The sequence below is a fragment of the Streptomyces sp. NPDC002776 genome (assembly GCF_053592195.1).
In genome coordinates, this window is sequence record NZ_JBSFVG010000002.1 from 177087 (window position 1) to 196801 (window position 19715).

Sequence of the window (19715 nt, forward strand, 5' to 3'; positions counted from 1 at the left end):
GGTGTGTCGAGCACCCGAAAACGCCGGTGACCGTCGCCCGTTGGGGCGCGGTCACCGGCGTGTCGAGCGGGGCGTCAGCCCACGAGGTTGTCGGCCATCTCCTCGGTGATGCTGGACTCGGTGCCGGGGATGCCGAGATCCTGGGCGCGCTTGTCGGCCATCGCGAGCAGCCGGCGGATGCGGCCGGCGACGGCGTCCTTGGTCAGCGGCGGGTCGGCGAGCGCGCCGAGCTCCTCCAGGGAGGCCTGCTTGTGCTCCATGCGCAGCCGGCCGGCGGCGGCGAGGTGCTCGGGGACCTCCTCACCGAGGATCTCCAGGGCGCGCTGGACGCGGGCACCGGCGGCGACGGCCGCCCGCGCGGAGCGGCGCAGGTTGGCGTCGTCGAAGTTGGCGAGGCGGTTCGCCGTGGCGCGGACCTCGCGGCGCATCCGGCGCTCCTCCCAGGCCAGCACCGACTCATGGGCGCCGAGCCGGGTGAGCAGGGCGCCGATCGCGTCGCCGTCGCGGACGACGACCCGGTCCACCCCGCGCACCTCACGGGCCTTGGCGGCGATGGACAGCCGGCGGGCGGCGCCGACGAGCGCGAGCGCGGCCTCGGGGCCCGGGCAGGTCACCTCCAGGGAGGAGGAGCGGCCGGGCTCGGTGAGCGAGCCGTGCGCCAGGAAGGCGCCGCGCCAGGCGGCCTCCGCGTCACAGGTGGCGCCGGAGACGACCTGCGGGGGCAGCCCCCGGATCGGGCGGCCCCGTCCGTCGACCAGGCCGGTCTGCCGGGCCAGCTGGTCCCCGCCGGCGACCACGCGCACGACGTAGCGCGAGCCGCGGCGCAGTCCGCCCGGTGCCATCACGATCAGTTCGGAGCTGTGGCCGAAGATCTCCAGGATGTCCCGCTTGAGCCGGCGGGCCGCCATCGCGGTGTCCAGCTCCGCCTCGATCACGATGCGCCCGCTGACCAGGTGAAGGCCGCCGGCGAACCGCAGAATGGCGGAGACCTCCGCCTTCCTGCAGCAGGTCCGGGTGACGGGGAGCCGGGAGATCTCGTCCTTCACCGCTGCCGTCATCGCCATGGGCCGATCCTTCCATGCATCCGAAAAATACGGTCGTACGCGGCGGCCAGCAGCTCCGGGTCGTGCCGTGGAGATCCGTCCCCCCGTGCGACCGGAGCCAGCTCGACCGCGGCCCCGAGCCGCTTGGCGGCCTCGGTCAGCACCTCGCGGTCGGGCACGGCTGCCTCGTCGGCCAGCACCACGTCCAGGGCGAGTTTAGGGGCGTGTCGTCCCAAAACCTCCAAATGACGCTGCGGGGAGAAGCCTTCGGTTTCTCCGGGCTGGGGGGCGAGGTTCAGCGAGAGCACCCGGCGGGCCTTCGTCTCCGTCAGCGCGTCCAGCAGCTGGGGCACCAGCAGATGCGGGATGACCGAGGAGAACCAGGACCCCGGGCCCAGCACCACCCAGTCCGCGTCCCGCACGGCCTCGACGGCCTCGGGGACGGCGGGCGGGTCGAGCGGCACCAGGTGCACGGACTGCACCTCACCGGGGGTGAGGGCGACGGTGGCCTGGCCGCGCACGGTGTCCACGTCCTCGGGCCGCTCCGGGTCGTGCCCCTTGACCAGGGCCTGCAGCTCCAGGGGTACGGCGGACATGGGCAGCACGCGCCCGTGCGCGCCGAGCAGCTTGCCGACCAGGTCCAGGGCCTGGACATGGTCGCCGAGCTGTTCCCACAGGGCGACGATGAGCAGATTGCCGACCGCGTGGTCGTGCAGGTCGCCCTGGGAGGCGAAGCGGTGCTGGATCACCCGCGACCAGGTCTGGCCCCAGTCGTCGTCGCCGCACAGCGCGGCCAGCGCCTTGCGCAGATCGCCGGGTGGCAGCACCCCCAGCTCGTCGCGCAGCCGCCCGCTGGAGCCGCCGTCGTCGGCGACGGTGACGACGGCGGTCAGGTCACCGGTGATCCGGCGCAGCGCGGCGAGCGAGGCGGACAGCCCCATGCCGCCGCCGAGGGCGACGACCTTGGGCTGGGTGCCCCGGCGGCGCGGTCGGCCGCCACGGGCCTCGACGGGCCGGCCGATCCGTCCTTCCGGCACCACCCGGCCGACCCTGATCAGCCGCGGAGTACGTCCTGTCATTCGCGTCCCATGTCCCGGTGGACGACCACTGTCTCCACACCCTGCGCGGCGAGCCGTGCGGCGAGCTTCTCCGAGGTGGCCACCGAACGGTGCTTGCCTCCGGTGCAGCCGACCGCGATGGTCACATAGCGTTTGCCCTCACGACGGTAGCCTGCGGCAATCAGCTGCAGCAGCTCGGTGTACCGGTCGAGGAACTCCTTGGCGCCGGGCTGGTTGAAGACGTACGCCGACACCTCCTCGTTCAGACCGGTGTACGGCCGCAGTTCCGGGACCCAGTGCGGGTTCGGCAGGAACCGCATGTCGACGACCAGGTCGGCGTCGACGGGCAGGCCGTACTTGAAGCCGAAGGACATCACGGTGGCCCGCAGCTCGGGCTCCTCCTCGCCCGCGAACTGGGCGTCCATCTTGGCGCGCAGCTCGTGCACGTTCAGGCTGGAGGTGTCGATCACCAGGTCGGCGTCGCCGCGCAGCTCGCGCAGCAGCTCGCGCTCGGCGGCGATGCCGTCGACGATCCGGCCGTCGCCCTGGAGCGGGTGCGGGCGGCGCACCGACTCGAAGCGGCGTACCAGCGCCTCGTCGGAGGACTCCAGGAAGACGATCCGCCGGGTGACGCCACGGGTGTCGAGGTCGGCGAGCGACTCGCGGAGGTTGTCGAAGAAGCGGCGCCCGCGGACGTCGACGACGACCGCGATCCGGGCGACATTGCCCTGGGAGCGGGCGCCGAGCTCCACCATGGTGGGGATCAGCGCCGGCGGCAGGTTGTCGACGACGAACCAGCCGAGGTCCTCCAGACACTTCGCGGCGGTCGAGCGGCCGGCTCCGGACATGCCGGAGATGATCACCAGCTCGGGGATGGTGGCCTCGGGGACCGCGGCGGTGTCGCCGGCCGTACTCACCTGTGCTCCGTTCTCCTGGGGTGTCTGCTGCGGGGTCCGATCATCGCCCGATTCCATGTGGGCCTGATCTCGCTCCGCTGTGGGCTTCTCCTGCTCGGTCATGTCTCCTGCCCCCGTCGTTCGTCCGGGGTGCCCGCGGTCACGGGCTCCCCCGGGGTGCCCGCGGTCGTCTCGGGCGCCCCGTCCTCGGTGTCTTCCATGATCTCTCCAGTCGCCGTGTTCACGGCGGGCGCGGCCGGGGCCGCCTGGGCGAAGGCCGCGGCAATGGTCTCGGCCGTTTTACGACCTATGCCCGGAACTTCACAGATCTGGTCGATTGTCGCCGATCGCAGCCGTTTCACCGAACCGAAGTGCTTGATCAGCGCCTGCTTGCGGGTCTCGCCGAGGCCCGGTACGTCGTCCAGGGGGCTGGACCGGAAGCGCTGGGCGCGCTTGGTGCGCTGGTAGGTGATGGCGAAGCGGTGGGCCTCGTCACGGATGCGCTGGAGCAGATACAGGCCCTCGCTGGTGCGCGGCAGGACCACCGGGTCGTCCTCCCCGGGCACCCAGACCTCCTCCAGGCGCTTGGCCAGGCCGCACACGGCGATGTCGTCGATGCCCAGCTCGTCCAGGGCCCGCTTGGCGGCGGCGACCTGGGGCTGCCCGCCGTCGACGACGACGAGCTGGGGCGGGTAGGCGAACTTCCTGGGGCGGCCGTCGTCCTCGGTGAGGGCGTCCTCCCCCTCGGCCCACTCCCCCGTCCGCTCCTTCTCGGCCAGGTACCGCTTGAAGCGGCGGGAGATCACCTCGTGCATGGACCGGACGTCGTCCTGTCCCGCGAAGCCCTTGATCTGGAAGCGGCGGTACTCGCCCTTGCGCTGGAGGCCGTCCTCGAAGACGACCATGGAGGCCACGACGTCCTCGCCCTGGAGGTGGGAGATGTCGTAGCACTCGATCCGCAGCGGGGCGCTGTCCAGGCCCAGGGCGTCGGCGATCTCCTCCAGGGCGCGCGAGCGTGTGGTCAGGTCGGAGGCGCGCTTGGTCTTGTGCAGTCCGAGGGCCTGAAGAGCGTTGCGCGCGACGGTCTCCATCAGCGCCTTCTTGTCGCCGCGCTGCGGGATGCGCAGCGAGACGGACGACCCGCGGCGCTCGGTGAGCCACTCCTGGACCGGCTCCACCGGGTCGGGCAGGGCCGGGACGAGGACCTCCTTGGGCACGGAGTCCCCGCTCTCCTCGCCGTAGAGCTGCTGGAGGGCGTGCTCGACGAGGGCGCCGGTGGTGATCTCCTCGACCTTGTCGGTGACCCAGCCGCGCTGGCCGCGCACGCGTCCGCCGCGGACGTGGAAGATCTGCACGGCGGCTTCCAGCTCGTCCTCGGCGACGGCGATCAGGTCGGCGTCGGTCGCGTCGGCCAGCACGACCGCGTTCTTCTCCATGGCCTTCTTCAGGGCCCCGATGTCGTCGCGCAGACGCGCGGCCCGCTCGTATTCCATCTCGTCGGCCGCCTGGACCATCTGCTTCTCCAGCCGGCGCAGATACGTGCCCGTGCGGCCGGCCATGAAGTCGCAGAACTCGTCGGCCAGTTCGCGGTGCTCCTCGGGCGAGACCCGGCCGACGCAGGGCGCTGAGCACTTGCCGATGTAGCCGAGCAGACAGGGGCGGTCGGTGCGGGCGGCGTTCTTGAAGACCCCGGCGGAGCAGGTGCGCACCGGGAAGACGCGCAGCAGCAGATCCACGGTGTCGCGGATCGCCCACGCGTGGGCGTACGGCCCGAAATAGCGCACGCCCTTCTTCTTGTGACCGCGCATCACCTGCACCCGCGGGAACTGTTCGCTCATCGTCACCGCGAGGTAGGGGTAGCTCTTGTCGTCGCGGTACTTGACGTTGAACCGGGGGTCGTACTCCTTGATCCAGGAGTACTCCAGCTGGAGCGCCTCCACCTCCGTGGACACCACCGTCCACTCCACGGACGCCGCCGTGGTGACCATGGTGCGGGTGCGGGGGTGCAGGCCCGCCAGGTCCTGGAAGTAGTTCGCCAGGCGCTGGCGCAGGCTCTTCGCCTTTCCGACGTAGATCACCCTGCGGTGCTCGTCACGGAACCTGTAGACCCCGGGGGAGTCCGGGATCTGTCCCGGCCTGGGGCGGTAGCTGGAGGGGTCGGCCATGTTTCACACCCTACTGGCGAGGGGTGACAGCGCGACGAGGCTGTGGACAACGCCGACGGACCGCCATGGGCACGGTTGGGCATCAGGTGTTGTCGGGGCTTGGTCAACACGCTTCAATGCGGGGGAACTCGGGCCCGGCCTCTGCCGCCCGCGCGAACGGTCCGACCAGCCGTCGTGAACGCTGCCCAGAAAGGCCCCCGCATGCCGCACGCCACTCAGCAGGCGGACGTCGCCGCCGTCACCGCGGTGCCGGACGTGGCCGGGGTCACGCACGCGGACCCGGCCCTGGACGCGGTGCTCAGCGGCGGCCCCTTCCACGTCGCCCTGCGCGCCGCCATCGCCGCGCGCGGGCTGCCGCTCCAGCGCGTGCAGCACCATCTGTCGCGCTACGGGGTCAAGGTCGGCGTCACCAGCCTCAGTTACTGGCAGCAGGGCGCCCGCCGGCCGCAGCGCCCCGAGTCGCTGCGTGCGGTGCGGGCGCTGGAGGAGATCCTCCAGCTGCCGGAGGAGTCGCTGATCCGGCTGCTGGCGGAGGGCGACGAGCCGGCCGCGGGGCGGCCCGCGGTCCGCTCCTACCGCTCCCTGGTCGAGGCCGACGGCGTCCTGGCGGGGCTGCTGGCCGAGCTGGACGCGCCGGTCGACGGCGGGCTGCACACCCTGGGGCTGCACGAGCGGGTGCGGATCGGCGCGCGGCGGGAACTGGCGGGCCGCGAGGCGCACCACATCGTGCGCGCCCACCGGGACGGCGTCGACCGCTGCACGGCCGTGTACCACGGCGACCCCGGCTGCACGCCGGACCTCATGCGCGTGCAGGCCCTGGAGAACTGCCGCACGGGCCGCGTCCGGTATCACCACGACACCGGCGTCCTCGTCGCCGAGCTGCTCTTCGACACCCGCCTGCGCTCCGGCGACACCTTCCTCTTCCGGTACGGCGTCGAGGACGGCACCGCCGGGGTGTCCCACGAGTACGCGCGCGGGTTCGGCGTCCCGGGCGGCCAGTACGCACTGCAGATCCGCTTCGACGAGCACTGTCCGCCGGTGCGCTGCCACCGGTTCGCCCAGCACTCGGCCGCGGCCCCGCGCAGCGGGCGTCAGGAGCTCCCGCTCAGCCCGCGGCACCATTCGGTCCACCTCGTCGAGCCCCGGCTGCGGACGGGGATCGTGGGGATCGGCTGGGACTGGGCGGAGTGAGCGGGCCGGGGCGAGAGCCCCGGCCGGCCCCCGGCTAGGCGGTGGGGGCCGGGCCCGCCACGATCCGGCCGCCCTCGGCCCGTACCGGCAGCTCCTTCAGCGGCGCGCTCGCCGGCTCGTGCAGCACCTCGCCGCTCGTGGCGTCGAACTCGCTGCCGTGGCAGGGGCAGACGAGCTTCGTCCCGTCCAGCTTGTTGATGGGGCACAACGCGTGCGTGCAGATCGTGCTGTACGCCTTCAGGGCGCCGTTCGCGTCCCGGCTGACGACCACCTTGTGCTCGCGGTACAGCTTCGCGCCGCCCTTGGGGACCTCGCTCTCCGCGCCGAGGTCGACGGGCGCGCTCGGCTCGGCGTCCGTCGTCCCGCCGCCCGGTGAGCAGGCGGCCAGGCCGAGCCCGGCGACTGGGGTGAGGGCCGCTCCGCGCAGGACGGTACGACGGGTCGGGGTCGGGCGGCCGGGCATAGGGGGCTCCACTGGTCAGAGGGCGGGCAGGGCGACGATACCCGGCCGGGGAGGGCGGGCCCGGCGGCGGGGCGAGCGGAGACGAGGGACGGCGATACCCGTGACGTAAACGCTTGCGCAAGCGTTTACGTCTGCCGCTGAATGGGATACCTTCCCGGCCAGAAGCAGCGAGAGCAGCGCCCGGAGGGAGAGGAACCCGATGCCGACGATGGCCGACGTGGCCCGTGACGCGGGTGTCTCCGTGGCGACCGTCTCGCATGTGCTCAACGACACCCGCCCGGTGCTCCCCCACACCCGGCAGGCCGTCCTGGACGCCATCGACCGGCTCGGCTACACCCCGAACTCCCTGGCCCGCTCCCTGGTGACCGCGCGCACCCGGTCCATCGGCCTCGCGGTGTCGGCGATCAGCAACCCCTACTTCACGGAGATCCTGCAGGGCGTCGAGGCGGGTGCCCTGGAGCACGGTTACAGCCTGCTCATCGCCGACCCGCACGACGACCCCGGCCACGAGTGCAAGGTCGTGCATCTGCTGCACGAGCGGCGGGTGGACGGCATGATCGTCGCGCCGTCCGCGGACCCGCGCGAGCTGCTGGCTTATCTGCGGCGGCACGACGTCCCGACGGTGTTCCTCGACCGGCTGGTCGACGACGGGGCCGCGCCGCACTTCGACCAGGTGTGCGCGGCGGGCGCCGAACCCACGACCCGGCTGGTCACCCATCTCGCGGAGCTGGGTCACCGGCGGATCGGCCTGGTCGCGGGGCGCCCCGGGCTCAGCACCACCAGCGAGCGGATCACCGGCTACCGGCACGGTCTGGCGTACGCCGGTCTCGCCCACGACGAGCGCCTGATCGCGCACGGCGACTCCGAGTCCCCCGGCGGCGAACGCGCGACCGCCGCCCTGCTGGACCTCGCCGCGCCGCCCACGGCCCTGGTGACCGCCAACAACGCGATGACCATCGGCGCCCTGCGCGCCCTGCGCGAGCGCGGCCTGTCCGTGCCCGACGACATCGCCCTGTGCTGCTTCGACGACTTCGCCTGGGCCGACCTGTTCTCACCCCGGCTCACCGCGATCGCCCAGCCCAGCAAGGAGCTCGGCGCCCAGGCCGTACGGGTTCTGCTGGACCGGCTCGCCGAGCCGGACCGGCCCGCCCGGACCGTGCGGCTCGACTGCGCCTTCGTCCACCGCACCTCGTGCGGCTGCCCCGAGCAGCCGCCGGACCTCCCGCACCTGCCGAAAGGAACCGCCTCGTGATCGTCGTCGCCGGTGAGGCACTGATCGACCTCGTGCCGCAGGGCACGGGCGCCCTGGCGAGCCTGCGGCCGGCGCTCGGCGGCGGCCCCTTCAACACGGCCGTCGCCCTCGGCCGCCTCGGCTCCCCCACCGCCTTCTGCTCCCGCACGTCCTTCGACGCCTTCGGCGAGGCCCTGCTGGACGGGCTGCGGCGGGACGGGGTGGATGTGTCGGCCGTCCAGCGCGGACCCGAGCCGACGACGCTCGCGGTCGCCACCGTCGACGAGGGAGGTTCGGCCGCCTACTCCTTCTACGTCGACGGCACCGCCGACCGGCTGTTCACCGCGCCCGCCGCGCTGCCGCAGGGCACGCGCGCGGTGTCCTTCGGGACCTGCTCGCTCGTCCTGGAGCCGGGCGCCACCGCCTACGAGGAGCTGATGCGGGCGGCCGCCGCGCAGGGTGTGTTCACCGCCCTCGACCCGAACATCCGCCCGGGGCTGATCCCCGACCCGGACGCCTACCGGGCCCGGTTCCGCGGCTGGCTGCCGTCGGTGTCGCTGCTCAAGCTGTCCGCGGAGGACGCCGAGTGGCTCGGCGGCACCCCGCGCGAGTGGCTGGCCGAGGGCCCCGCGGCCGTGGTGGTCACCCGTGGCGGTGACGGGCTCACCGTCTTCACCCGGGACGGCGGGGAGCACGCGGTGCCGGGCGAGAAGGTCGACGTCGTGGACACGATCGGGGCCGGGGACACGGTGAACGCGGCCCTGCTGCACGGGCTGGCCGTCCGCGGCGCGCTGTCTCCTCGGGCGCTGACGGGGCTCGGCGCGGACGACTGGACGGGCCTGCTGCGGTTCGCGGCCCGCGCGGCGGCGATCACCTGCTCGCGCGCGGGCGCGGAACCGCCGTACGCCTCCGAACTGGACGGGGTGCCGGACGCCGGCTGAGACGCGGCGCGCTTCCGCGGTCGACGCAGGAAGAGGCTCGGCGCGCTCTCGCGGTCGACGCAGGAAGAGGCTCGGCGCACTTCCAGCCGACGCCTGAAGAGGGTCAGCGCGCCCCGCCGCCGACGTCAGTCGAAACGCGGAGCGCCCCCCAGTCGACGCCAGTCGAGACACGGCACGCTCCTCAGCCGACACCCGCAGAGACGGCACACCCACCCCGGACGCCACCGACCGACACGGCACACCCCCAGCCGACGTCAGCCGAAACACGGCACGCCCCGCGCCCGACACCCGCAGAGACGGCACACCCACCCCGGACGCCACCGACCGACACGGCACACCCCCCAGTCGGCGCAAGCCGAGACGCGGCGCGCCCCCGCGGGAGGATTCCGCGGGGGCGCGTGGCCGGGTGGGGTCGGACGGGCTCAGGCCTTGCGGGCCCGGGTCGCCTTCTTCGCCGGTGCCGCCTTCTTGGTGGCTCCGGCGGCCTTCTTGGCGGCCGTGCCGTCGGCGGCCGTGGACTTGGTGGTCCGGGCGGTGGCCGTCTTCTTCGCCACCGACTTGGCCGCGACCGTCTTCTTCGCCGCCGCCCTGCGCGGGGCCCGCACGGAGGACGCGTCGCTGATCCGGTCGGCGCCGAGGATCTCCCGCAGGAACTTGCCGGTGTGGCTGGCCGGGACCGCGGCGACCTCCTCGGGCGTGCCCTCGGCGACGACCAGGCCGCCGCCGGCGCCGCCCTCGGGGCCCATGTCGACGACCCAGTCCGCGGTCTTGATCACATCGAGGTTGTGCTCGATGACGATGACCGTGTTGCCCTTCTCGACCAGGCCGGACAGGACCTTCAGCAGCTTGCTGATGTCCTCGAAGTGCAGACCGGTGGTCGGCTCGTCGAGAACGTAGACCGTACGGCCGGTGGAACGCTTCTGGAGCTCACTGGCGAGCTTCACGCGCTGGGCCTCACCGCCGGACAGGGTGGTCGCGGACTGGCCGAGGCGGACGTAGCCGAGACCGACGTCGTTGAGCGTCCTGAGGTGGCGGTTGATCGCCGGGACGGCCTCGAAGAAGTCCATGGCCTCCTCGATCGGCATGTTCAGGATCTCGGCGATGTTCTTGCCCTTGTAGTGGACCTCCAGGGTCTCCCGGTTGTACCGGGCGCCGTGGCAGACCTCGCACGGGACGTAGACGTCCGGGAGGAAGTTCATCTCGATCTTGATGGTGCCGTCGCCCGCGCAGTTCTCGCAGCGGCCGCCCTTGACGTTGAAGGAGAACCGGCCCGGCATGTAACCGCGGACCTTCGCCTCGGTGGTCTCGGCGAACAGCTTGCGGACGTGGTCGAAGACGCCGGTGTACGTCGCCGGGTTGGACCGCGGGGTGCGGCCGATGGGCGACTGGTCGACGTGCACGACCTTGTCGACGAGGTCGTCGCCCTCCACGCGCGTGTGCCGCCCCGGAACGCTGCGGGCGCCGTTGAGCTCGCGCGCCAGGTGCGTGTACAGGATGTCGTTGACCAGCGTCGACTTGCCGGAGCCGGACACGCCGGTGACGGCGGTGAACAGGCCCAGCGGGAAGGACACGTCGATGTCCTGGAGGTTGTTCTCCCGGGCGCCGTGCACCGTGAGCCGGCGGGACGGGTCCTGCGGACGCCGGATGTCGGGCAGCGGGATGGCCTTCTTGCCCGCGAGGTACTGGCCGGTCTGCGACTCGGTGTTGGCGAGCAGTTCCTTCAGCGAGCCGCTGTGCACGACCTTGCCGCCGTGCTCGCCCGCGCCGGGGCCGATGTCGACGATCCAGTCGGCGACCTTGATGGTGTCCTCGTCGTGCTCCACGACGATGAGCGTGTTGCCCATGTCGCGCAGCCGGACCAGGGTCTCGATCAGCCGGTGGTTGTCGCGCTGGTGCAGACCGATGGACGGCTCGTCGAGGACGTACAGCACACCGACGAGGCCGGAGCCGATCTGGGTGGCCAGGCGGATGCGCTGGGCCTCGCCGCCGGAGAGGGTGCCGGCCGCGCGGTTCAGCGAGAGGTAGTCCAGGCCGACGTCGACCAGGAACCTGAGCCTCTCGTTGACCTCCTTCAGCACGCGCTCGGCGATCTTCTTGTCGCGGGCGTTGAGCTTCAGCTTGCCCAGGAAGTCCGCGCAGTCGCTGATGGACATCGCGGCGACCTCGGCGATCGACTTCTCCATCACGGTGACCGCGAGGACGATCGGCTTCAGGCGCGTGCCCTCACAGGTGGGGCAGGGCACCTCGCGCATATAGCCCTCGAAGCGCTCCCGGCTGGCGTCGGACTCGGATTCGCCGTGCCGGCGCTTGACGAACGGGACGGCGCCCTCGAAGGGCGTGGTGTACACGCGCTCCCGGCCGTACCGGTTGCGGTACCGGACCTCGATCTGTGTCTTGTGCCCGTACAGCAGCGCCTTCTTCGCGCGCTGCGGGAGCCCCGCGAAGGGGATGTCGGTCCGGAATCCCAGGGCGTCCGCGAGGGCGCTGATCAGCCGGCCGAAGTAGTCCTTGGTGTGCCCGTGGGACCAGGGATGGATGGCGCCCTCGTCGAGGCTCTTGTCCTCGTCCGGGACGATCAGCTCGGGGTCGACCTCCATGCGCGTGCCGATGCCGGTGCACTCGGGGCAGGCGCCGAAGGGCGAGTTGAAGGAGAAGGAGCGCGGCTCCAGCTCCTCGAAGGAGAGGTCGTCGTACGTGCAGTACAGGTGCTCCGAGAACATGCGCTCGCGCTCGGGGTCGTCCTCGGGGAGGTCGACGAAGTCGAGCACGACCATGCCGCCGGACAGGCCGAGGGCGGTCTCCACGGAGTCGGTGAGCCGGCGCTTGGCGGTGTCCTTCACCGTGAGGCGGTCGACGACCACCTCGATGGTGTGCTTCTCCTGCTTCTTCAGCGTGGGCGGGCTGGAGAGCTGGATCGTCTCGCCGTCCACCCGCGCGCGGGAGTAGCCCTTGGTCTGAAGGTCGGCGAAGAGGTCGACGAACTCGCCCTTGCGCTCGCGCACCAGCGGGGACAGCACCTGGAAGCGGCTGCCCTCGGGCAGCTCCAGGACCCTGTCGACGATGGCCTGCGGCGACTGGCGGGCGATGGGGCGGCCGCACTCGGGACAGTGCGGCTTGCCGATGCGCGCGAAGAGCAGGCGCAGATAGTCGTAGACCTCGGTGATGGTGCCGACCGTGGAGCGCGGGTTGCGCGAGGTCGACTTCTGGTCGATGGAGACCGCGGGCGACAGGCCCTCGATGAAGTCGACGTCGGGCTTGTCCATCTGGCCGAGGAACTGGCGGGCGTACGAGGAGAGCGACTCCACATAGCGCCGCTGGCCCTCCGCGAAAATGGTGTCGAAAGCCAGCGAGGACTTGCCCGACCCCGACAGGCCCGTGAAGACGATGAGCGAGTCGCGCGGCAGGTCGAGCGAGACATTCTTGAGGTTGTGCTCGCGCGCGCCACGGACGATGAGACGGTCGGCCACGCCGGTCCGCACCTTTCTTGAGAGAAGTGACAGGGGCGAGGCCCCCGTCTTTCCCAGACTAGGGGGAGCCACTGACAACGCCGGTCGGATTCCTGGATGCGTTAACAATCCCCGGCTCTCCAGCATGCCCGACGCCGCTTCCGACCATATAGCACGTGCATTCGAATTCCGGCACCGCTTCACCACCTTCACCCGAAGGTGTGGCCGGACTAAGGTCAGCAGCATGATTGATCACGCTCATGACCTGGCGTCTGTACGTGACGCGACCGAACGACTGCTCACCGCTGCCGCCAAGCTGGACAACGCCGCGGTCGCCCAGCCGTCACGGCTGCCCGGCTGGACCCGCGGCCATGTCCTCGCCCACCTCGCCCGCAACGCGGACGCCCTGGTGAACGTGCTCGAAGGGCGCCCCATGTACGTCTCCGCCGACGCGCGGGACGCCGACATCGAGCGGGACGCACCGCGCGCGCTGGACGTCCAGCTCGCGGACGTCCGCGAGAGCGCGGCCCGGTTCGCGCGGACCGGGGAGGCGCCCGCGGACTGGTCCCGGACCGTGGAGCTGCGCAACGGCGTCACCGACTCCGCGTCCCGGGTGCCGTTCCGGCGGTGGGTCGAGGTGGAGCTGCACCATGTGGACCTCGGGATCGGGTACGAGCTGGAGGATCTCCCCGAGGAGTTCGTCCGGCGCGAGAGTCACTTCCTCGCCGAGCGGTTCCTGGGCCACCCGGACGTCCCCTCTCTGGTGATCGAGGCGGAGGGCGGTCCGGTGCTGCGCAGCGGCCGTGCCGAGGGGGCGGCGATCACGGTCGGCGGGCGTCCGACGGACGTGATCGGCTGGCTCTGCGGCCGACGCGACGGATCGGCGCTCACGGCGGCCGGCGGACCCCTGCCGGCGCTTCCCCCGCTATAGGCTGCCGCCATGACGTACAGCGGAGAGGTGACGGTCGGGGGCCCGGCGGACGTGCACGAGCTCAAGGACCTGATGATCACCAAGATCGCGGTCGGTCCGATGGACAACAACTGCTATCTGCTGCGCTGCCGGGCGACGGACGAGCAGGTGCTGATCGACGCGGCGAACGACGCGGACGCGCTGATCGGCATGATCGGTGACGACGGCATCGCCGCCGTCGTCACCACCCACCAGCACGGCGACCACTGGCAGGCGCTCGCGCGGGTCGTCGCGGCCACGGGCGCGCGCACGTACGCGGGGCGTGCGGACGCCGAGGGCATTCCGGTGCCGACCGACGTCCTGGTCGACGACGGGGACGTGATCCGGGTGGGGCACGTGGAGCTCACCGCGCGCCACCTGGTCGGGCACACCCCGGGTTCGATCGCCCTCGTCTACGACGACCCGCACGGCCATCCCCATGTCTTCACCGGGGACTGCTTGTTCCCGGGCGGCGTGGGCAACACCCGCAAGGATCCGCAGGCGTTCGCCAGCCTGCTCCACGACGTCGAGACCAAGCTCTTCGACGTGCTGCCGGACGAGACCTGGATCTACCCGGGCCACGGCAACGACACGACCCTGGGCGCGGAGCGGCCGCACCTGCCGGAGTGGCGCGCACGCGGGTGGTGAACGGCGGGTACGCGCGGGGCGCGGTCTCTCCTGCGCGCGCCCCGTGTGAAGCCTTCGCACGCATCCGCGTACTGCGCGCGCTCCCGGCGCACGCCCTTGCGCGGTCCACTGGAAGCGGCCCGCTCAGGATGACGGCTCCTGCGCGGTACGGGCCGCCGGTCTCTTTCCCCGCCCTCGACCGGCGGCCCGGGCCGGCGCCCGGCTCGGGCGCCGGTAAGGGGCGCGCGTCCATGGGCAGCGCCTGTTACACCGTGGCCGGTTATGCGGTGGGGCATTTACGCCGTGGCCTGTGCCGCCCCCACCAGCGCCGCGACCCGCTCGACGCCGAAGACGTACCCCTGCACACCGCATCCCGCGATCACCCCGTCGGCGCGCGCCGAGACATAGGAGTGGTGGCGGAAGGACTCGCGCTGGTGGATGTTGGAGATGTGGACCTCCAACACCGGCATCCCGTCACAGGTGTTGAGCGCGTCCAGGATCGCGACCGACGTATGCGAGTAGGCGGCCGGGTTGATGACGATCCCGCAGTGGTCCAGCCGCGCCTCGTGGATCCAGTCGACCAGCTCGCCCTCGTGGTTGGACTGGCGGAAGTCCACCGTCCCGCCGTGCGCGGCCGCCGCCTTGGCGCACATCGCCTCGACGTCGGCGAGGGTGTCGGAGCCGTAGATCTCGGGCTGACGCTGGCCGAGCAGGTTCAGGTTGGGGCCGTTGAGGATCATGATCGGGGCGTTGGCCAGGGTGCGGGGCACGGTTCCTCCGGTCCGTTCGGGGTCCAGCGGCCTCGGGGGGACCGCTGCTCAGACCCGGTTTATCACGGTGCGCGGGCGCGGTGACGGCCCGTACGCTGCCCGGCATGACGACGATCTCGTATCCCGCCAAGCCCTCCCCCGGCGACCGCATCGCCGTCATCTCCCCCTCGAGCGGCCTGCCCGGCCTCTTCCCGCGCCCCTTCGAACTGGGCCTGGAGCGGCTGCGCGAGGAGTACGGCCTGGAACCGGTGGAGTACCCGGCGACCCGCCGGATGGGCTCGTCGCCCCGGGAGCGGGCCGCCGACATCCACGCCGCCTTCGCCGACCCGGACATCAAGGCGGTCATCGCGTCCATCGGCGGCGACGACCAGATCACCGTGCTTCCCTTCCTGGACCGGGAGTTGATCCGCGCCAACCCCAAGCCGTTCTTCGGGATGAGCGACAACACCAACCTCCTCGCCTTCCTGCGCGCCACCGGCATAGTCAGCTATCACGGCGGGTCCGTGATGTGCGAGCTGGGCCGCCCCGGCGCCATGCACCCGCAGACCGCCGACTCCCTGCGCGCGGCGCTGTTCACCTCCGGGGCCTATGAACTGCGGCCCGCCGAGCGCTGGAACGACATCAACGGCGACTGGGCCGACCCCGCCACCTTCGACGCCGAGCCGGAGATGCGGCCCGCCGCCGACTGGACGTGGGTGAACGCCGACCGTGTGGTGGAGGGCCGCAGTTGGGGCGGCTGTCTGGAGATCCTCGCCTGGCTGCTGATGGCTGACCGGGAGATCCCGCGCGACCTCGCCGAGTTCGACGGCGGCGTGCTGCTCCTGGAGACCTCGGAGGAGCTGCCGAGCGGCGCCGAGGTCTTCCGCACCCTGCGCGCCATGGGCGAGCGCGGCCTTCTCCAGCGCTTCTCCGCGCTGCTGATGGGCCGCGCGCGGACCTGGTCCTTCGAGCGCCCCAACGCTCCGCGGGAGGCGGCCCGTTACGCCGAGGAGCAGCGCGAGGCCGTCCAGCGCGCCGTGGAGGTGTATGCCCCCACCACCACCATCGTCTTCGACGTGGATTTCGGGCACACCGATCCGCAGCTGGTGATCCCCTACGGCGGTCTGGTCCGCGTCGACGGACCGGCCCGGCGCATCACCGTCACGTACTGAGGCCCGGCGCTCCTGCCTCCCCGTAACCCTCCGTCACCGTGGGTAGTTGACGCGGCATGCACGATGTACGCACCGTAAGGGCGCCCTCCATGCTCCGGCTCGCGGCAGCCTCGCTCGCCGGGACCGCCATCGAGTTCTACGACTTCTTCGTCTACGGGACCGCCGCCGCGCTGGTTCTGGGGCCGCTGTTCTTCCCCACCTTCTCGCCGGTGGCGGGAACCCTGGCCGCGTTCGGGACGTTCGGGGTGGGGTTCTTCGCCCGGCCGCTGGGCTCGGTGCTGTTCGGGCACATCGGGGACCGGCACGGCCGGCGGCCGGTCCTCGTCGCCTCCCTGCTGCTGACCGGCGCCTCCACGGTCGCGGTCGGCTGTGTGCCGACGTACGACACGATCGGGGTGGCCGCGCCCGTACTGCTGCTGGTGCTGCGCTTTCTGCAGGGGCTCGGGCTCGGCGGGGAGTGGGGCGGGGCCGTCCTGCTGACCGCGGAGCACGCGCCCGCCGAGCGGCGCGGGCTGTGGTCGAGCTTTCCGCAGGTGGGCCCGGCGGTCGGCTTTCTGCTCGCGAACGGGGTGACGCTGGCGCTGGCGGCGACCCTGTCCGAGGCGCAGTTCGCCGCCTGGGGTTGGCGGGTGCCGTTCTGGGCGGCGGGGGTGCTGGCCGTGGCGGGGCTGTGGCTCAGGTCGTCGCTCACCGAGAGCCCGCAGTTCCTGAAGATCGACGACCACGCGCGCATGCCGCTCGCCGAGGTGGTGCGCGACCACTGGCGGCTCGTCCTGCTGACGGCCGGCGCCCTGGCGGTCGGGTACGCGATCTTCTACGCGGTGACGACCTGGTCCCTCGCCTACGGGACGGAACGGCTCGGGGTCAGCCGTACGGTGATGCTGGTCTGCATCATGGGCGCGGTGCTGGTGAAGGGGTCGCTCACCCCGGTGGCGGCGCTGCTCGGGGACCGGTACGGGCGGCGGCCGATGTGTCTGGCCGGGTGCGCGGCGGCCGCGGTGTGGATGTTCCCCATGGTCGCGCTGCTCGCCACCGGCGCGCCGCTGCTGATGTTCCTCGGCTTCCTCGGGGCGATGCTGGCGTTCATCACGATGTTCGCCGTCATCGCCGCCTATCTGCCGGAGCTGTACGAGCCGCGGGTGCGCTGCACGGGCGCCGCGGTCGGCTACAACCTCGGCGGGGTCCTGGGCGGCGCGCTCACCCCGATCGCGGCGACCGCGCTGGCCGAGCAGGGCGGGCGGGTGCCGTGGGGGGTGGGGGCGTATCTGACCGGGATCGCGCTGGTCAGTCTGGGCTGCTTCGCGCTGCTGCCGGAGACGCGCCCGGCGCGGGTGATGGCGCCGGCGGCGGTCATGGATTGATCGCGAGTTCCAGGTAGGCGGCGAAGATCACCAGGTGCACCCCGCCCTGGAGGGGCGTGGCGCGCCCCGGCACCACGGTCAGGGAGCTCACCACGACCGTCAGGGCGAGCAGCACCATATGGGTGGCGCCCAAACCGAGGACGAGCGGGCCGGAGAGCCAGATCGTCGCCAGGGCGACCGCGGGGATGGTCAGGCCGATGCTGGCCATCGCCGAGCCGAGCGCGAGGTTCAGGCTGGTCTGCACCCGGTCACGGCGGGCGGAGCGCACCGCGGCGATCGTCTCCGGCAGCAGCACCAGCAGGGCGATGATCACACCGACGACGGCGGGCCCGAGGCCGGCCGACTCCACCCCGGCCTCGATGGTGGGCGACACCGCCTTGGCCAGTCCGACGACGCCGATCAGGGCCAGACCCAGCAGGCCCAGGCTGATCAGCGCGGTGCGGGCGGAGGGCGCGTCGGCGTGATCGTCCGCGGTGATCACTTCGCCGTGCCGGGTGATGGGCAGGAAGTAGTCGCGGTGCCGCACGGTCTGGGTCGCCACGAACAGGCCGTACAGGACGAGCGAGGAGAGCGCGGCGAAGGTCAGCTGGAGGCTGGAGAACTCCGGGCCCGGCTGGCTGGTGGTGAAGGTCGGCAGAACCAGGCTGAGGGTGGCCAGGGTGGCGACGGTCGCCAGGGCCGCGCCGGTGCCCTCGGGGTTGAAGACCGCGATGCCGTGGCGCAGGGAGGCGACCAGGAGGCACAGGCCGACGATGCCGTTGCAGGTGATCATCACGGCGGCGAAGACCGTGTCCCGGGCCAGCGTCGCGCCCTTGCTGCCGCCGTCCGCCATCAGGGTGACGATCAGGGCGACCTCGATGACCGTCACCGCGACGGCGAGAACCAGGGAACCGAAGGGTTCGCCCACCCGGTGGGCGACGACCTCGGCGTGGTGGACGGCGGCGAGTACGGCTCCGGCGAGCACCACGGTCACCAGCGCGACGACAGCGCCCGGCAGGTCCCGGCCCCAGGTGAGGACCAGCAGGATCACCGCGAGCACCGGCACGACGGACGTCCACCGGGTGGCGAGCGACCTGAGCCGAGCGATCATGCAGTGATCGTCGCAAAGGCGGACGGGCGCCGCATGTCGGTCGTGCCGGGGTCCGTGCTCCTGGGCCGGGGCTGCTGGGTGTCGCGGTATCCGAACGACGCAAAGCACCGGGAGGGATGCCCGGCAATCGCCGCGCACCCCTCCCGGTGATGGTTGCTTCTACGCCCGAAGCCGTCAGGCCTCGATGCTGTCCTTCGAAGCGCCCTCGCTCCCCTTCTGCGCCGCCTCGGCCGCCGCCTGCTTCTTGGAAGCACGGAGGCTGGTGATCGTGGTGACGATCAGGACGGAGCAGATCACGCCCAGCGAGACCGGAATGCTGATCTCCGGGACGTGCACCCCGGACTCGTGCAGCGCGTGCAGCACCAGCTTCACGCCGATGAAGCCGAGGATGATCGACAGGCCGTAGCTGAGGTGGACCAGCTTCTTGAGCAGGCCACCGATCAGGAAGTACAGCTGCCGCAGACCCATCAGGGCGAAGGCGTTGGCGGTGAAGACGATGTACGGGTCCTGGGTCAGGCCGAAGATCGCGGGGATGGAGTCCAGGGCGAACAGGACGTCCGTCGTACCGATCGCGAGCATCACGACCAGCATCGGGGTCATGACCCGCTTGCCGTTCTCCTGGATCCACAGCTTGGTGCCGTGGTAGCGGTCGGCGACTCCGAAGCGGCGCTCGGCGGCCTTGAGGATCTTGTTCTCCTCGTACTCCTCGTCGTCGGCGTCGGCCCGGGCCTCCTGGATGAGCTTCCAGGCGGTCCAGATCAGGAAGGCTCCGAAGAGGTAGAACACCCAGGAGAAGCTGGCGAGGATCGCGGCACCGGCGGCGATGAAGATCGCGCGCAGTACCAGCGCTATCAGCACACCGATGAGGAGCACTCGCTGCTGGTACTGCGAGGGCACGGCGAACTTCGCCATGATCAGGACGAAGACGAAGAGGTTGTCGACGCTCAGCGACTTCTCGGTGATGAAGCCGGCGAAGAACTCACCGGCGGGCTGGCCGCCGCCGAAGATCAGCAGGCCGAGGCCGAAGAGACCGGCCAGGATGATCCAGACGGCGGTCCAGATCCCGGCTTCCTTGATGGACACGTCGTGCGGCTTGCGGCCGATGAAGAAGTCGACCGCGATGAGGGCGCCAAGGCCCACGATCGTCAGGACCCACAGGGTCAGGGAAACATCCACTGCGCCTCCGGCAGTACGTAACGGCAAATGTCAGCGTCGTCGCTGCCGGAGGTCTCTTCCACCCGCGCACGGGCCGACGCCCCGGGATCTGGCCTGATCCGTATTGACGGGACGCCGCAGTAGTCAGGGAGTACTCCCCTCCGCACCAACGAGAGTA

16 protein-coding genes are annotated in these 19715 nt (G+C 71.6%); 7 read left to right on the forward strand and 9 right to left on the reverse strand.

The window, feature by feature from the left end; all coding sequences use genetic code 11:
- Positions 1-74 precede the first annotated feature (74 nt).
- The 4 genes from whiA to uvrC are packed head-to-tail and all read right to left on the reverse strand — an operon-like array spanning position 75 to position 5162.
- Positions 75-1064, reverse strand: a complete 990-nt coding sequence (gene whiA, locus ACWD11_RS04950; protein ID WP_250070529.1) for a DNA-binding protein WhiA — start codon at positions 1062-1064, stop codon at positions 75-77.
- Positions 1055-2122 (reverse strand): gluconeogenesis factor YvcK family protein, encoded by a 1068-nt coding sequence (locus tag ACWD11_RS04955; protein ID WP_389418704.1) that lies wholly within the window; start codon positions 2120-2122, stop codon positions 1055-1057. Before ACWD11_RS04955 ends, whiA begins: the two co-directional genes overlap by 10 nt.
- Positions 2119-3120 carry an RNase adapter RapZ gene (gene rapZ, locus ACWD11_RS04960; protein ID WP_389418703.1) on the reverse strand — a complete coding sequence of 334 codons (1002 nt, stop codon included), beginning with the start codon at positions 3118-3120 and terminating at the stop codon, positions 2119-2121. Before rapZ ends, ACWD11_RS04955 begins: the two co-directional genes overlap by 4 nt.
- Positions 3117-5162 (reverse strand): excinuclease ABC subunit UvrC, encoded by a 2046-nt coding sequence (gene uvrC / locus ACWD11_RS04965; RefSeq protein ID WP_451281329.1) that lies wholly within the window; start codon positions 5160-5162, stop codon positions 3117-3119. The genes rapZ and uvrC overlap by 4 nt, the downstream gene beginning before the upstream one ends.
- A 201-nt stretch (positions 5163-5363) precedes the next feature.
- Here uvrC and ACWD11_RS04970 point away from each other — a divergent pair, with 201 nt between their 5' ends.
- A complete protein-coding gene (locus ACWD11_RS04970) occupies positions 5364-6353 on the forward strand; it encodes a hypothetical protein (RefSeq protein WP_451281331.1) in 990 nt (329 codons plus the stop codon).
- 34 nt (positions 6354-6387) lie between these two features.
- Here ACWD11_RS04970 and ACWD11_RS04975 read toward each other — a convergent pair whose 3' ends face one another.
- Positions 6388-6816 carry a Rieske (2Fe-2S) protein gene (locus ACWD11_RS04975; protein ID WP_389418699.1) on the reverse strand — a complete coding sequence of 143 codons (429 nt, stop codon included), beginning with the start codon at positions 6814-6816 and terminating at the stop codon, positions 6388-6390.
- A 199-nt stretch (positions 6817-7015) separates the two neighbouring features.
- Here ACWD11_RS04975 and ACWD11_RS04980 point away from each other — a divergent pair, with 199 nt between their 5' ends.
- Positions 7016-8068, forward strand: a complete 1053-nt coding sequence (locus tag ACWD11_RS04980; protein ID WP_451281333.1) for a LacI family DNA-binding transcriptional regulator — start codon at positions 7016-7018, stop codon at positions 8066-8068.
- Positions 8065-8988 carry a carbohydrate kinase family protein gene (locus ACWD11_RS04985; RefSeq protein WP_389418697.1) on the forward strand — a complete coding sequence of 308 codons (924 nt, stop codon included), beginning with the start codon at positions 8065-8067 and terminating at the stop codon, positions 8986-8988. The genes ACWD11_RS04980 and ACWD11_RS04985 overlap by 4 nt, the downstream gene beginning before the upstream one ends.
- Before the next feature lie 422 nt (positions 8989-9410).
- Here ACWD11_RS04985 and uvrA read toward each other — a convergent pair whose 3' ends face one another.
- On the reverse strand, positions 9411-12455 hold the full coding sequence (uvrA, locus tag ACWD11_RS04990; protein ID WP_451281335.1) for an excinuclease ABC subunit UvrA: 3045 nt from the start codon (positions 12453-12455) through the stop codon (positions 9411-9413).
- A gap of 223 nt (positions 12456-12678) precedes the next feature.
- Here uvrA and ACWD11_RS04995 point away from each other — a divergent pair, with 223 nt between their 5' ends.
- Together ACWD11_RS04995 and ACWD11_RS05000 are read left to right on the forward strand one after the other, a co-directional pair.
- Positions 12679-13365: a maleylpyruvate isomerase family mycothiol-dependent enzyme gene (locus ACWD11_RS04995; RefSeq protein WP_451281336.1), complete on the forward strand. Its 687-nt coding sequence runs from the start codon at positions 12679-12681 to the stop codon at positions 13363-13365.
- Between the two features lie 9 nt (positions 13366-13374).
- Entirely contained in the window at positions 13375-14031 is a 657-nt protein-coding gene (locus ACWD11_RS05000) for an MBL fold metallo-hydrolase (RefSeq protein ID WP_389418694.1), read from the forward strand.
- A 275-nt stretch (positions 14032-14306) separates the two neighbouring features.
- Here ACWD11_RS05000 and aroQ read toward each other — a convergent pair whose 3' ends face one another.
- Positions 14307-14780: a type II 3-dehydroquinate dehydratase gene (aroQ, locus tag ACWD11_RS05005; protein WP_389418693.1), complete on the reverse strand. Its 474-nt coding sequence runs from the start codon at positions 14778-14780 to the stop codon at positions 14307-14309.
- A gap of 104 nt (positions 14781-14884) precedes the next feature.
- On the opposite strand from aroQ, the gene ACWD11_RS05010 reads away from it, so the two are divergent.
- Together ACWD11_RS05010 and ACWD11_RS05015 are read left to right on the forward strand one after the other, a co-directional pair.
- Positions 14885-15931, forward strand: coding sequence for a S66 family peptidase (locus ACWD11_RS05010; RefSeq protein WP_451281338.1), 1047 nt, complete (start codon positions 14885-14887; stop codon positions 15929-15931).
- Between the two features lie 89 nt (positions 15932-16020).
- A complete protein-coding gene (locus tag ACWD11_RS05015; RefSeq protein ID WP_451281340.1) occupies positions 16021-17292 on the forward strand; it encodes an MFS transporter in 1272 nt (423 codons plus the stop codon).
- Here the strand turns inward: ACWD11_RS05015 and ACWD11_RS05020 are convergent.
- The gene (locus tag ACWD11_RS05020; RefSeq protein WP_389418690.1) at positions 17282-18382 is read right to left on the reverse strand and encodes a calcium:proton antiporter; all 1101 of its coding nucleotides are present in this window, start codon (positions 18380-18382) and stop codon (positions 17282-17284) included. The genes ACWD11_RS05015 and ACWD11_RS05020 overlap by 11 nt on opposite strands.
- 174 nt (positions 18383-18556) lie before the next feature.
- Complete coding sequence (locus ACWD11_RS05025) at positions 18557-19558, reverse strand: TerC family protein (protein WP_389418689.1); 1002 nt, start codon at positions 19556-19558, stop codon at positions 18557-18559.
- Positions 19559-19715 lie beyond the last annotated feature (157 nt).

Coding starts and splice junctions, on each gene's coding strand:
- whiA (WP_250070529.1), bottom strand. CDS start 1,064: ATGGCGATGACGGCAGCGGTGAAGGACGAGATCTCCCGGCTCCCCGTC.
- ACWD11_RS04955 (WP_389418704.1), bottom strand. CDS start 2,122: ATGACAGGACGTACTCCGCGGCTGATCAGGGTCGGCCGGGTGGTGCCG.
- rapZ (WP_389418703.1), bottom strand. CDS start 3,120: ATGACCGAGCAGGAGAAGCCCACAGCGGAGCGAGATCAGGCCCACATG.
- uvrC (WP_451281329.1), bottom strand. CDS start 5,162: ATGGCCGACCCCTCCAGCTACCGCCCCAGGCCGGGACAGATCCCGGAC.
- ACWD11_RS04970 (WP_451281331.1), top strand. CDS start 5,364: ATGCCGCACGCCACTCAGCAGGCGGACGTCGCCGCCGTCACCGCGGTG.
- ACWD11_RS04975 (WP_389418699.1), bottom strand. CDS start 6,816: ATGCCCGGCCGCCCGACCCCGACCCGTCGTACCGTCCTGCGCGGAGCG.
- ACWD11_RS04980 (WP_451281333.1), top strand. CDS start 7,016: ATGCCGACGATGGCCGACGTGGCCCGTGACGCGGGTGTCTCCGTGGCG.
- ACWD11_RS04995 (WP_451281336.1), top strand. CDS start 12,679: ATGATTGATCACGCTCATGACCTGGCGTCTGTACGTGACGCGACCGAA.
- ACWD11_RS05000 (WP_389418694.1), top strand. CDS start 13,375: ATGACGTACAGCGGAGAGGTGACGGTCGGGGGCCCGGCGGACGTGCAC.
- ACWD11_RS05010 (WP_451281338.1), top strand. CDS start 14,885: ATGACGACGATCTCGTATCCCGCCAAGCCCTCCCCCGGCGACCGCATC.
- ACWD11_RS05015 (WP_451281340.1), top strand. CDS start 16,021: ATGCTCCGGCTCGCGGCAGCCTCGCTCGCCGGGACCGCCATCGAGTTC.
- ACWD11_RS05020 (WP_389418690.1), bottom strand. CDS start 18,382: ATGATCGCTCGGCTCAGGTCGCTCGCCACCCGGTGGACGTCCGTCGTG.